General features: G+C 71.0%; 11 protein-coding genes. 5 read left to right on the forward strand and 6 right to left on the reverse strand.

The genetic code is table 11. The features are described 5' to 3' along the window. Positions 1-2: 2 nt before the first annotated feature. From P2H44_RS16280 to P2H44_RS16295, 4 genes are all read right to left on the reverse strand, one after another. A complete protein-coding gene (locus tag P2H44_RS16280; protein WP_275765008.1) occupies positions 3-1310 on the reverse strand; it encodes a TRAP transporter large permease in 1308 nt (435 codons plus the stop codon). Positions 1311-1314: 4 nt separating this feature from the next. Further along, positions 1315-1869 (reverse strand): TRAP transporter small permease, encoded by a 555-nt coding sequence (locus P2H44_RS16285; RefSeq protein ID WP_275765009.1) that lies wholly within the window; start codon positions 1867-1869, stop codon positions 1315-1317. Positions 1870-1891: 22 nt separating this feature from the next. Next, positions 1892-3025, reverse strand: a complete 1134-nt coding sequence (locus P2H44_RS16290) for a C4-dicarboxylate TRAP transporter substrate-binding protein (protein ID WP_275765010.1) — start codon at positions 3023-3025, stop codon at positions 1892-1894. A gap of 143 nt (positions 3026-3168) precedes the next feature. After that, complete coding sequence (locus tag P2H44_RS16295; RefSeq protein ID WP_275765012.1) at positions 3169-4902, reverse strand: AMP-binding protein; 1734 nt, start codon at positions 4900-4902, stop codon at positions 3169-3171. Between the two features lie 353 nt (positions 4903-5255). On the opposite strand from P2H44_RS16295, the gene P2H44_RS16300 reads away from it, so the two are divergent. Continuing rightward, the gene (locus P2H44_RS16300) at positions 5256-5540 is read left to right on the forward strand and encodes a putative quinol monooxygenase (RefSeq protein WP_275765013.1); all 285 of its coding nucleotides are present in this window, start codon (positions 5256-5258) and stop codon (positions 5538-5540) included. Positions 5541-6269: 729 nt separating this feature from the next. Then, entirely contained in the window at positions 6270-6536 is a 267-nt protein-coding gene (locus P2H44_RS16305; protein WP_275765014.1) for a hypothetical protein, read from the forward strand. Between the two features lie 22 nt (positions 6537-6558). On the opposite strand, the gene P2H44_RS16310 is transcribed toward P2H44_RS16305, so the two are convergent. Both P2H44_RS16310 and P2H44_RS16315 read right to left on the reverse strand, forming a co-directional pair. Continuing rightward, positions 6559-7686, reverse strand: coding sequence for a hypothetical protein (locus tag P2H44_RS16310; RefSeq protein ID WP_275765015.1), 1128 nt, complete (start codon positions 7684-7686; stop codon positions 6559-6561). Between the two features lie 74 nt (positions 7687-7760). Further along, complete coding sequence (locus P2H44_RS16315) at positions 7761-8861, reverse strand: hypothetical protein (RefSeq protein WP_275765016.1); 1101 nt, start codon at positions 8859-8861, stop codon at positions 7761-7763. A 250-nt stretch (positions 8862-9111) separates the two neighbouring features. On the opposite strand from P2H44_RS16315, the gene P2H44_RS16320 reads away from it, so the two are divergent. The 3 genes from P2H44_RS16320 (at position 9112) to P2H44_RS16330 (ending at position 13293) form a co-directional block, all read left to right on the forward strand. Next, complete coding sequence (locus P2H44_RS16320) at positions 9112-10962, forward strand: glycosyltransferase (RefSeq protein WP_275765017.1); 1851 nt, start codon at positions 9112-9114, stop codon at positions 10960-10962. Between the two features lie 304 nt (positions 10963-11266). After that, positions 11267-12262 (forward strand): LacI family DNA-binding transcriptional regulator, encoded by a 996-nt coding sequence (locus P2H44_RS16325; RefSeq protein ID WP_275765018.1) that lies wholly within the window; start codon positions 11267-11269, stop codon positions 12260-12262. Beyond that, entirely contained in the window at positions 12259-13293 is a 1035-nt protein-coding gene (locus tag P2H44_RS16330; protein ID WP_275765019.1) for an ABC transporter substrate-binding protein, read from the forward strand. Before P2H44_RS16325 ends, P2H44_RS16330 begins: the two co-directional genes overlap by 4 nt. The last annotated feature ends 18 nt before the right edge of the window (positions 13294-13311 follow it).

Raw genomic sequence — 13311 nt, forward strand, 5'->3', positions numbered from 1 at the left:
GCTCAGTCCATGAACTGCGGCAGCCAGGTGATGATCTCGGGGAAGGCGATGAACAGGACCACGGCCACGAAGTCGGCGGCCAGGAACCAGCCGATGCCGCGGAAGATCGTCGTCAGCGGAACCTTGTCCCCCACCACGCCCTTGATGACGAAGACGTTCAGCCCGATGGGGGGCGTGATCATCCCGATCTCGAGGAACTTGGCCAGGAAGACGCCGAACCAGATGATGTCGATGTTGGCCTGATCGAGCACCGGCAGCATCACCGGCAGGGTCAGCAGCATCGCCCCCAGCGGGTCGAGGAACATGCCCAGCACCAGGTACATCAGCGACACGCCGATCAGCAGGGTCAGCTGGTCCGCCTGGATCGAGATGATCGCGTCGGCGATGAAGTCCCCCGCCCCCGACAGCGCCAGGAACCGCGTCAGCAGGTTGGCGCCGATGGCGATCAGGAACAGCGACGAGGTCGTGATCAGCGTCTCTTTCAGCGACTCCCACACGCCCCCCAGCGTCAGCGAGCCCTTGGCGAGCGCGATGACGATGGCCGCCAGCGCGCCCACGGCGCCGGCCTCGGTGGCGGTGAACAGGCCCACGAACATGCCGCCGATGACGACGACCAGCAGCGCCAGCACCGGCCAGGTCTCGCGCAGGTGGCGCAGCCGCTCCTCCATCGGGGGGAGGTGGTCGAGCCGCGGGGCGAGCGCGGGGTTCAGCGTCGCCCGGATCATGATCATCGCGATGTAGAGCACCGCGGTGGTCAAGCCGGCCCCGATGCCGCCGATGAACAGCTTCGAGATCGGCGCCTCGGCGAAGACGCCGAAGAGAATGAGCAGGATCGAGGGCGGGATCAGCGCGCCCAGCGTGCCGGCCGCGGCGATCGCGCCGGTGGCGAGCGCGGGGTCGTAGCGCGCCCGCATCATCTCGGGGATCGCGATCCGCCCCATCGCCGCGCAGCAGGCGATGGAGGAGCCGGTCACCGCCGCGAAGCCGGCCGAGCCGCACACCGACGCCACCGCGAGGCCGCCGGGCAGCCGCGCGAGCCAGCTTCGCGCCGCCTCGAACAATCCTCGCGTCAGGCCCGCGTGGTAGCACACGAAGCCCATCAGCAGGAACATGGGCACCGACGACAGCGTCCACTTGGAGGTGAAGTCGTAGGGCATCGCCGCCAGCATCCCCCAGGCGGGGCGGGCGCCGATCAGGGCGTAGATGCCCCCGAAGGAGACCAGCACCAGGCTCAGGCCGATGGGCACGCGCGCCAGCAGCAGGAACACCAGGATGCCGAGGCCGATCAGGCCGACGTATTCGCTCTCCATGCCCTCAGACCCCCTCGGAGGCGGGGTCCGCCACCGGATCGGCGTCGATGGGCGTCTCGCCCAGGCCGCTCTTCACCCCGCCCCACAGCACCGCGACGCGGTAGAGCAGGACGGCCGCGAACAGCGCGAAGCCGATGGGCAGGAAGAAATAGGTCTGCCAGACCGGCAGCTGGCGGCCGTTCTCGACGATGAACGAGCCGGCCTCGTATTTCTTGAGCGCCTCGAACCAGAACGGGCGCACCATCGCGGCGGCCACCACGAAGGCGACCAGGCAGGCGAAGCCGCCCACGATCCGCTTGCGATGCTTCGACAGCGTCGAGAACACCACCTCCACCGCGATGTGGCGGTTGACAATCTCGCTCATCGCGAGGGGGAGGAAGGCGCAGGCGACCATGTACCACTTGGCCACCACCGTGGTGGTCATGGGCAGCGGCGCCTGGAAGATGTTGCGCATGAAGACGTCCAGAACGATCTGGAGCATCATCAGGACCACCGCCACGGCGCCGACGAAGGCGGCGCCGTGGGAGATCCAGTTCAGCACGCGGCCGATGGCCTGCATGGTTCGCTCCCTGTCCGGTCGCTCAGATCGCGGACGGGTCGATCGTGCCGAACAGCTTTTCGGCGAAGACGGCCTGCACCGCCGCCGGGTCCGTGGTGTCCACGTCGGCGAAGACGTCGGTCCACTTCTTGACCAGCGCCTTCATGCGGTCGACCTGCTCGGCGGCGTCGGCGATGCCGTACTTCTGGACGTTGAGGTCGGCGACCGTCTCGAGGTCTTCCTTGCGGAACTTCGCCGTGGCCTCGGCCACTTCCGCCGAGGGCTGCACCACCTCGACCCCGACCGAGGCCGGATCGTCCAGATAGGCCGCGTTGACCTTGAAGTAGTCGACCGTCGCCCAGGCGATCGAGTCCGACGCGGCCATGATGAAGCCCTTCTTCTGCTCGGGCGTCAGCTCCTCCCACAGGTCGCGGTTGGTGTTGAACATGGCGTTGCCGATGTAGAGGCCGATCGGCGCGTCCAGGATGTAGTCGGCGACCTCGCCGATCGACAGCGACTTCAGCGTGTCGAGCGTGTGGGTGTTGCCGTGCAGCTGGCCCTGGTTCATCGCCTCGAAGATGTCGGTGGCGCCGATCACGACCGAGGTCGCGCCCATCGCGTCCACCCAGCGCCCGAAGGGCCCGAAGCCGCGCAGGGTCTTGCCCTGGAAGTCCGACATCTCGGTGATCTTGTCGACCGACATCAGGTAGTACGGGCCGATCACCGCGAAGCCGAGGAACACGGTGTTCTGGTCGCGGTATTCCTTCATGCAGGGCTCGCAGCCGTACATGAACTCGGTCGCCGCGGCCGCCATCACCACCGGGTCGTCCGAGGCGGTGGCCATGTCGACCACGAGGTTGGTGTTGGGGAACTCGGCGCGGGTGTAGGCGGGCACGGTGTAGGCGACGTCGGCGATGCCGTCGCGCACGCCCGCGGTCGACTCGGCATAGGACAGCAGCGTGCCCTCGTAGGTCTTGCCGGTGTACTCGCCCCCGGTGTTCTCCTCGATCTTCTTGGCGAACATGCGCATCGCCTGCTGCAACGAGCTTTCGCCCGGCGCGCCGATCACGATGCGCAGCTCCTTGGCGGAGGCGGGCGCGGCGGCGAGGGCGCCCAGCGCGCCCAGCGCGCAGACGGCGGCCGCGCAGAGGCGGCCCGCGGTACGGCGGGTGATCATCATCTTGTCTCCTCCCTGGTCCGGTCTTGATTCGACCGGTTCCTGTGACGGCAGATTAATGGGTAAGTGGTCAACCACCAAGCCATTTCGCCGCATCGCCGGCGCGACGAGCCCCTCCCGTCGCGCCGCGTTTTCTCAAGCGTTCACAGAAGCTTGGCGAGCTCGTCCTTCTTGACCTTGCCGGTCGCGGTCATCGGCAGGCTGTCCACGAGGCGCACTTCGGGGCGCTTGTAGGTGGCCATCGCCTCGCCGCACCAGGCCTCGATCCCCTTCGCGTCGAGGCCCTGCGCCTTGGCCCGGTCCAGCACCACGAAGGCGACCGGGACCTGGCCCTTGTCGGGATCCTCGCGCCCGATGACGCCGGAGCCGAGGATCGCCGGGTGGCGGCCCAGCATCGCCTCGATCTCGGCGGGGAACACGGACATGCCGCGGACCTTCAGCATCTCCTTGCGCCGGCCGAGGAAGTGCAGGAAGCCCAGCTCGTCGATCACCCCGATGTCGCCGGTGTGCAGGAAGCCGCCCTTGATCGAGGCCGCGGTCGCCTCGGGCTTGTTCCAGTACTCCTTCAGGATCGAGGGGGAGCGGATGCAGATCTCGCCCTCCTCGCCGAAGGGCGCCAGCGCGCCGGTGTCGAAATCGCAGATCTTGAACTCGGTGCCGGGCATGGGAAGGCCCACGAAGATCGGCTGGAGCGACAGGTCGTAGTCGTCGGTCTGGAAGCCGGTCGTGAAGGTGTCGCAGGTCTGGGTCTCGGTCATGCCCCAGGCGGCCTCGGCCATGACCGAGCCGGTCAGCGCCTTCCAGCGCGCCCGGAACTCGCCGTTGAGCTTCTTCACGAAGCTCGAGACCTGGGTCTTCTCGATCGAGGTCAGGTCGAACTCGCCCACGCGGGGGTGGTCCATCAGCTCCACCGCGTTGTCGACCAGCAGCTTCACGGCCGTGGCCTTGCGCGCCTGCACGGCCGCCATGAAGCCCACCGGGTCCCAGCGGCCCAGCAGCACGCAGGTGGCGCCCGAGAAGATCGGGAAGATCAGGCCCACGTCCTCCCCCGCCATCCAGAACAGCGGGTAGAAGTTGATCATCACCTCGCCCGGCTGCAGGCGGTTGCCGCAGGCCTGCACGGTGGCGGCCGTGTAGATCATGTCGCGCTGGGTGTGCACGCAGCCCTTGGGCATGCCCGTGGTGCCGCCGGTGTAGTTGAGCTTGCACAGCGCATCGAGGTCGACCTCGACCGGCTCGGGCTTTGCGGGCGCGTTCGCCATCGCCTCGGCCAGGTCCTCGGCCCCGCCGGCGGCGGCGCGGTCGGAGACGATGCTCGCCGGCACCGGCCAGGCCGGCGCCTCGGGGATCAGGTCCGCCATGCCGGTGGACCAGACCTTCTTCACCGAGGTCTTCGGGCGCACCTGCTCGACCAGCGGCACCAGCACGTCCTGGGCGACGATGTATTCCGCCTGCGCGTCGTTGAGCTCGTATTCCAGCTCGTGCTCGCGGAACATCGGGTTCACGGGGACATGCACGCAGCCCGCGCGCAGGATGCCCAGGAAGCCCACGATGAACTGCGGGCAGTTGCCCATGAACAGCGCCACCCGCGCGCCGGGCGCGGCGCCGGCCTGCTGGAGCATCGCCGCGAAGCGGTCGGCCTGGGCGTCGAGCTCGGCGTAGGTGATCGCGTGGCCGTAGAAATCGACCGCCACCCGGTCGGGGGCGGTCTCGGCCCAGCGGCGGAGATAGTCGGTCAGCGGGATCTCGCCGAACGGATAGATCGGCTCGCGCGGCAGGTCCTGGGGCCAGCGGGCCTCGACCAGCTTGCGATGGGCGTCGAGATAGGCGGACTCGTCGGCCAGGGTCCTGGACCCGGCGTCTGCGGCGATGGCCATGGGCGTTTCCCTGTCGTGAGGGGACGCGCCGCCGGAGCCGCCCCGCGCCCCCGCCGCAGGCGGATCGCGCGTCGAGGGCCCTTCGGTCGACCGGCCGCCCCGCTTTGTCTTGTGGTCGTCGACGGACCCGGCATATCGCTAATCAGCCGATTAGTCAAAACGGAATCGCATCGCCTGCGCGCCGGCCTTCGGACCCGCGCACGGGCCGAATTCATCGCGCGATGAATTCCCCGCTTGCCAAGCCGCGCGCGGTCATGTCCCCTGCCCCGCGAACGGCCGACCTGCCTGTCGGCCGGTGAAAACCCCGCCGACCTCCCGGTCGGCTCACGACAACAAGCTGAGGAGGAGACCCCATGCCCGTCATCGTCGCGACCATCAAGGTGAAGTCCGGCCAGGGATCCGAGTTCGAGGCCGTGGCCCAGGAGCTCGCCGCCGCGGTGAACGCCAACGAGGAGGGCTGCTCGATGTACCAGCTCTGCAAGGGCGACGAGGCCGACACCTACTATTTCGTCGAGCAGTATCGCGACGCCGACGCGGTGGCCGCGCACCGCGCCTCGGACCACTTCAAGACGCTGGGCCGCAAGATGGGCGCGTTCATGGACGGCGCCCCCTCGATCCTGCGCCTGCAGGAGGTCTGAGGCCCCCGCCCACGGGCGGCTCAAGAAAGCGACCGCCCGCGAGCGGCGACAGAAAGCGACCGCGCGAGGGCGGCCCCGGCAGGTCCGGGCCGCCCTCGGCTCTTTCCCGGCGCCCCCGCCGCGCACGCCTCGACCTCGGACGGAGGCGCCGCGTCGACCGTCGCGCCCTTCGACGCCGCGCCCGCCCGCGGCGCGTGGCAGGCGGGGCGCCCGGCCCCGCCGCCGCCCGGACCGACCGCCCCGCCTCCCTCCGCCCGCCGCCCCGAGACCGGGCCGACGGCGCCCCCGCCCGCCGCGCGCCGCGGGCGCGACCGTCCCGCCGGCGCGACGCCCGACGCGGCGCCTCCCTCGCCGGGCGCGGCGCCGCGTCGGCCGCCTCGCCAGGGTGGAATCGACCGGCCGGCAGGGCGGATGTTCATGGATCGGAGGATGCGCTCACCCAGGCGGCGACGCCCGCGAAGGCGCCCGCGCGACCGCGCGTCGTGTCCTCGGCGCCGCTCCGCCCGCCGCCGGCCCGCCGACCCGGGGACGTCTCGCCCGCTCCGGATTTCCCTTAGGAACCAGAGGCATGAACCCCTCGCCCCCGCCCTGACGCGGGCCCGCCGAGCCGGGTTGCGCGCAGTCGCAACTCGTGGTTGATTGTCGACAGCCCATGGACGCAGGAGGCTCCGCCCCCTATGTCCCGAGCGCCGGCTCGACCGACCGGCGCCGTGCAGCAGGGAGACCCCGATGGGCCTGAGACTCTACCAGATCGCCGTCTGGGCCTATGCGGCGCTCTACATCGCGGCGCTGGCCCTGCTGGCGATCGGCACCTTCGGCCTCTTCGGGCAGGAGCGCGATCCGCTCGCGGGCGTGTTCCTGATGCCGCTGGGCCTGCCCTGGACGCTGCTGCTCGACGACGTGCCGCCGGCCGAGGCGCGCTGGGTGGCGATGACCGCGCCGCTGGCGAACCTGCTGCTGGTCGCGGTGATCCGCCGGCAGTTCTCCACCAGCTGAGGCCGCGCCCCCCGCCCCTCGATCAGCCCAGCGACAGCTTCTTGACGAACCCGCGCGCGTCCCGGCGCAGCTCGGAGAAGCCCTCGTCCGCGCGCACCAGCTCCAGCCCCGCGCGGGCGGCCTCCAGCTCCGGCACCGGGCGCGTCTCGCCCACTTCCTCGAGATCGGCGAAGAACCGGTTGCGCCCCACCACCTGGCCCAGCCAGGCGTCGATGGGGCGGAACCGCTCCAGCATCAGCGCGCGGTTGGCCTCCCCGAACATCTCCACCTCGGAATTCGAGACGTAGTCCAGCCGCTTGCCCGAGCCGATCAGGTGCTCGCGCAGCGCCTTCGCGGCGCCGCCCGGCAGCTCCTGGTTGCCCAGCCGCGCGATCTCCATCGCCGCCAGCGGCAGCGAGGGGTTGGAGTTCTCGACCTCCACCAGCCCCTCGGGCCAGTCCAGCCGCGAGGCCGCCATGAAGTCCGGCACCGAGCCGCCCGAGGCCAGCACCTCGGCGTAGTCGCGGAAGGCGAACTCGGCCTTGGGGAACACCTCCACCCAGCGGGCCAGCATCCGGCGGTAGTTGAAGTGGATCGAGCCGAAATGCTCCTCCAGCCCGTCCTCGCGAAGGGCGCGCAGGTGGTGGCCGAACTTCAGCCGCTGCCCGTGCCACGACGTGACGTAGCTGTCCGGCCGGCGCAGCGTGCACACGATCCGCACGTTCGCCTTGGGGAACAGCGTCTTCAGCCGCTTCAGAAGCCGCGGCGGCATCGGCCCGAAGTTCGCGAAGACCTCCGAGCACAGCACCACGGCCTTGGGCTGCATCGCCAGCGCCTGCTGGCGGATCGCGCGGATCATCTGGCCCGAGCCCGGCAGCTTCTGGTGCCAGGGCGGCACCTCGCGCTTCTCGGCGCTCTCGGCCATCATCTTGAAGGCGAGCGCATTGTGCGCCTCGCGCACGTTGATCGGGTTCGAGGCGGTGATCGGGTTGGTCGCCGCCGGGTCCGGGTTGCCGCTCAGCGCCATCGCCAGGTTCGCCGCCAGCCCCTGCATCTCGACCGCGGGGTAGAGGATGCCCGCCTGCGCCAGCCTCAGCCAGTTGGTCGAGAGCCAGCTCTGCAACGAGCTCGAGCCCACCTTGTGGTGGCCCATGAAGATCACGAGATCCACGTCCGTCCCCCGAATGCACGCCTCGACAGGCCCTGCCCGGGCGCCGCGCGACGGCGGCGCCGGGGCGGCCGTCCTCAGTCCTCGGTCTCGTCGGCGTCGGCGCCCAGGCCGTCCTCCTCGCCGGTGTCCTTGCCGCCGGCGGCGCGGCGGGCCTGGCGCTTGGCGCGCCGCAGCTCCTCGGCGCCGGCCTCGAAGGCCTCGGCGATCGCGCCCACGCGGCGCAGCTCGTCCGCGCCGAACCAGGCCTCGGGCGAGAGGTCCTGGGGCGCGTCCAGCGCGCTCTCGGCGGCGCGGTCGAAGGCGGCGGCCATCGGCCCCTCGGCCTCGCCGCCGAAGAACTCGGCGTCGAGGGTCCTCGCATCCGCCAGGTAGGCCGCGCGCATCCGCTCCAGCAAGGCGCGGTCGAGGCGCAGCTTCTCGCCCCGCCGCCCGTCCGTCTGCAGCGCGCGCGCGGCGCGCCGGCCCACCTGCGGCGGCAGCTTGCTGTTGCGGTGCAGGGCGCGCAGCCAGGCGAGGTCCTGGACCGAGAGGCTCTCGTTCGCGCTCTTGCCCGCGGCGGCGGTCTCGTCGAGCTCGAAGGCCGCGCCCTCGACCGCGAAGTCGAGGAAGTCGCGCACCACGTCGCCGTCCTTCAGCCGGTCGCGCACCATCGGGCGCACCTCGTAGCGGTCGCCGAACACCGCCCGCCACTTGCGCAGCCGTTCCGCGTAGAGGAAACGTCCGTGCTCCAGCACCCGCTCGTGGAACTCGGCCAGCGAGCCCTCGTACTGGCCCAGCTTGGTCCGCTCCTGGAAGCTCGACAGCACCCGCTCGGCATGGGGGCGCACGTAGGCGATCAGGCGCGCCTCCTCGGCGAGGTCGGGGATCCAGCGGCGCAGGATGCGGTCGAGGATCTCGGGATCGACGAACTCGAACCACTCCCCCGACAGGATGCCGAGGTCGGCTTCCGAGCGCTTCAGGCGCCGGTTGACCTTCTTCCAGCGCGGCCCGCGGAACTTCTTCATCTTGGGTTTGTAGAGGCAGGACGCGAGGTTGCAGTTGTGCAGCCGCTCGGGATCCACCGGATAGACCCAGTCGATCCCCTCCGACGACCAGGCCCCCTGCTTGAGCACGTTCTGGATCGCGGTCGTGCCGGTCTTGCAGTCGCCCAGGTGGATCAGCAGTCGGTCGGTCACGGTCGTCCTCGCATCGCGGGCCCGCGCGAAGGCTGGGCCGAACGACCGACTGCTATGCGAAGCCGACCGCCGGCTCAACCCGCCCCGCGCGGGACGCAGGCGCGCACGCGCGGGGCGCGATGCCGCTGCGGCAGGGCGTCCACGGGGCGCCGGGGGGGGCTTGCCGCGCCCGGCGCGCGCGGTCTACCAGACGGACCGGACGAGACGCCCCTTTTCCCCGGCCCCAAGCGGGCCCGAGACAGGCGAGCACATGGACGCGACACCCACCGCCGACCCGGCTCCGCAGGAGACGCCGTCGGCCGAGACCGCCGAGCCGACCGGAACCGGCCCCGAGACGGGCTGGATCCTGGCCCAGCGGCTGGTCTTCCCCGACCCGGCGGTGAACTCGCGCATCCGGCTGTTCTGCCACGGCGTCCGCGGCGCCGGCCACGACGCCCGCGGCGAGGCCTATTTCGCCCGCCCCGGCGCGCGGCTGAAGCTGGACAGCTACTTCAACGCCTTCCACGCCTCCGCCATGGACCTCGGCCCCCGCGACGCGGTGGTGCTGCGGCTGGAGGGCGAGGGCGAGGCGCTGGTCAAGGTGCACATGGCCCGGCCGCTGCGCTCGGACGAGACGCTGCTCTCGACGCTGGTGACGCTCAAGCCCGGGCGGCCGGTGGACCTGACCCTGCCGCCGGTGCGCGACGCGGGCGTGATGCACCTGCGCTTCAACGCGCGCACAAGGCTGAACCTGACCCGGGCCGACTGGCTGGTGCGCTCGCCCCGCGCGCGGCACGTCAAGATCGGCGCGGTGATCACCACCTTCAAGCGCAACGACGCCGTGCAGGCCTCGACCGCGCGGCTGGCCGCCTACATGGAGGCCAACGCCGACATCGCCGACCGCCTGTCGCTGATCGTGGTGGACAACGGCGGCGACACCGACGCGGCCCCCGGCGCGCGGGTGATCAAGAACCGCAACCTCGGCGGCGCCGGCGGCTTCACCCGCGGCCTGCTGGAGCACAAGCAGGACCCCGACGTCACCCACGTCCTGTTCATGGACGACGACGCCGAGTTCTTCCCCGAGAACCTGCGCCGCACGCTCGCCGTGCTGCGGCTGGCGCGGGCGAAGAACACCGCCGTCGCCGGCACCATGCTGCCCGCCTCCAAGCGCTGGCAGGTGTGGGAGAACACGGCGATCTTCGACAAGCTGTGCCGCCCGATCCTGCAGGGCCTGAACCTGCGCAAGTTCGAGAACGTGCTCGAGCTCGCCCGCCCCCTGACCGGGGTGCAGGGGCGCTACGCGGGCTGGTGGTACTTCTGCTTCCCGCTCAGCCACGTGAAGCGGCTCGCCTTCCCGTTCTTCGTGCGCGGCGACGACGTGTGGTTCTCGCTGGCGAACGACTTCGACATCCGCACGGTGCTGGGCGTGTGCTCGCATCAGGACGACTTCGTCTCCAAGCGCAGTCCGCTGACCGCCTATCTGGACGCGCGCTACCACGTGATCCAGATGCTGGCCCACGACGGCCTGCCCTCGGACGAGGCGACGTTCAAGGATCAGCTCACCTTCCTCTATCGCCAGTGGAACGAGAGCTATCACTATGGCTCCGCCGCCGCGGTGATCGAGGCGATCGAGGACGTCTGCAAGGGCCCCTCCTTCTTCGACGAGGACCCCGAGATGTCGGCCAAGCGCGCCCGCATCAAGGAGCTCGGCGGCGAGGAGGCGAACCTGCGCCCGCTGAAGTGGCGGCGCGCGGGCAACACCGGCGTGGCGCCGGCCAAGCACACCTCGAAGCCCTTCCAGATCCTGCGCTGGCTGACCTGCAACGGGCACCGCTGGATCCCGAAGCGGTATTTCTACAACAAGACCGCGCGTTTCGACATGGACACCCGCGCCCGCCCCAACCAGGTGTTCCTGCGCGAGAACTGCCTGGTGGTGGATGCGCAGTCGGGCATCGGCTACCGCCTGAAGCGCGACCCCAAGCGGTTCTTCGAGAACCGCCGCAACTTCGACGCGGCCTTCCGCAAGCTGGTCGCGAAGCTGCCCGAGCTGCGCAAGGCCTACCGCGCCGACAGCGTCCCCCAGATCACCGAAGAGGCCTGGCGCAAGCGCCTGGGGCTCTGACCCGCCCCGCCCAACCCGCGCGCCCCGTCCCTTGACGGAGGCGCCGCGTCGGGCCGCGCGCCCGGGGGCGCCCCCCGCCCTCGGCGGGCGGCCGGCGTCGCGCGGGACGCGCGCGGGGACCCGCCGCGACCGCTCCCCAAAGCCCCTCCCCGAGCGTCCGGCGGCGCGCGAAAGCGCCTGCGCGCCGGTTCCCGCCGGATTCACGCGCGGCGCCGCACACTCCCGACTTGACCTCTCCGGCGGCCGTGGGCACGCTGGTTAAACGATTAACCCCGGGAGTCGGAGCGACCTTGAGGCGCCGGACATGAACCTCCAGACCCTCGCCGAGGAATTCGGGGTCTCGTCGGCCACCGTCTCCAACGCGCTGTCGGGCAAGGGGCGGGTGTCGGCCGATCTCGCCCGCCGCATCCGCGACCGGGCCAGGGAAATGGGCTACGCCCCCTCCTCGCCCGCGCGGGCGCTCAGGACCGGGCGGACGGGAGTGATCGGGCTGGTGCTGGCGGACCTGTCGAACCCCCTCTTCCCCCGCTTCGCGCGGGCCGTCGACGCGGCGGCCGAGCGGGCGGGCTACGGCGTGCTGATCGCCGATTCCCACGGCGACGTGGGCGCCCAGACCGCCGCCCTCCAGCGGCTGGTGCGCCGGGGCGCCGACGGCATCGTGGTGATCCCCCGCCGCGGCACGCGGGTGCTGGAGCTCGACGTGCCGCTGGCGGTCATCGACGCGCCCTCCACCCCCGGCAACACCATCTGCGCCGACCACCGCGGCGGCGGCGAGGCGCTGGCCGGCCGCCTGCTGTCGCTCGGCCACCGCCGCCTCGTCCTGATCGGCGCCAACCGCGATTCCAACGTCCAGCGCGAGCGGATGGGGGGGATGCGCGCGGCCCTGCTCGCCGCCGGCGCCGAGCCGCGGGAGGTCTGGCTCGAGGACGGGACGCCCGACTTCCCCGCCCTCGCCCGCGCGGGCGTCACCGCCTTCCTCGCCACCTCCGACCTGCATGCGCTGACCGTGCTGACCGCCCTGCAGCGCGCGGGCCTCGCGGTGCCGGCGCAGGCGAGCGTCGCGGGGTTCGACGACCTCGCCTTCGCCGCGGCCGTCTCGCCCGCGCTGACCACCATGGCCCAGGACCTGGAGGCGGTGGCCGAGGGCGCGGTCGCCGCGCTTTCGGCCCGGCTCGCGGGGGCGACGCCGCCGCCCGAGGCGATCGTGCCCATGACCCTGATCGCGCGCGAGTCCACCGGCCCCGCGCCCGCCGTCCCTCCACCGCCGACCACCGTCATCCGACAGGGAGTTCCCAGATGAAGACGACCTCCGCGATCCTCGCCGGCGCCTCGGCGCTGGCCCTCGCCGCCTCCGCCTCCGCCGTCCAGGCGCAGGACAAGACCCTGACCATCTCGGTCTATTCCTTCGCCCAGGACGAGTTCAAAGAGATCGTCTACGACCCGTTCGAGAAGATCTGCGGCTGCACCCTGGTGGTCGAGACCGGCAACTCGGTCGAGCGGATGTCGAAGATCGAGGCGAACGCCGCCGATCCCGTCATCGACATGGCGGTGCTCTCGGCCCATGACGGACTGGCCCTGGCCCGCAAGGACCTGATCGCCCCGATCCCGGTCGGGAAGCTGTCGAACTACGACAAGCTCTACGACATCGCCAAGGACCCGCTCGGCGACCACATGGCGATCGGCTACACGTTCTACGCCACCTCGATCGTCTACCGCTCCGACAAGGTGACGGTGGAGAGCTGGGCCGACCTGCTGGGCCCCGAGCTCGCCGGCAACGTCGCCCTGCCCGACGTGACCACCAACCAGGGCCCGCCCGCGCTCTACATGCTGGGCAAGGCGATGGGCGACACGGATCCCTCCCTGACCGCGCCCATCGAGAAGGTGGCCGAGCACAAGGACGACATCGTCACCTTCTACGTCCGCTCCTCCCAGCTCGCGCAACTGATGCAGCAGGAGGAGATCTGGGCCGCCCCCATCGGCCGCTTCGCCTGGAGCCGCTTCAAGGACAGCGGCCTGCCCGTGGCCTGGGCCACCCCGAAGGAGGGGCAGACCGGCGGCCTGAACGTGATGGTGATGACCAAGGGCAACGGCAACGAGGAGCTGGCGCTCCAGTTCATGGACTTCTGGCTGTCCACGCCGGTCCAGCAGGCGCTGGCCGAGAAGCTGGTCGACAGCCCCGCCAACGCCGAGGTCGTGGTCTCGGACGAGGTGGCCGAGAACCTGACCTACGGGGCCGATACGGTGGCGACCCTCGACCTGATCCCGCCCGCGGTGATGCTCGACATGCGCGAGAGCTGGCTGGAGCAGTGGAACGCCAAGGTCGCCCAGTAAGCGCGACCCGGGCGCCCT

This window comes from Albimonas marina, assembly GCF_029223255.1.
In the GTDB taxonomy this organism is placed as follows: Bacteria; Pseudomonadota; Alphaproteobacteria; order Rhodobacterales; family Rhodobacteraceae; genus Albimonas.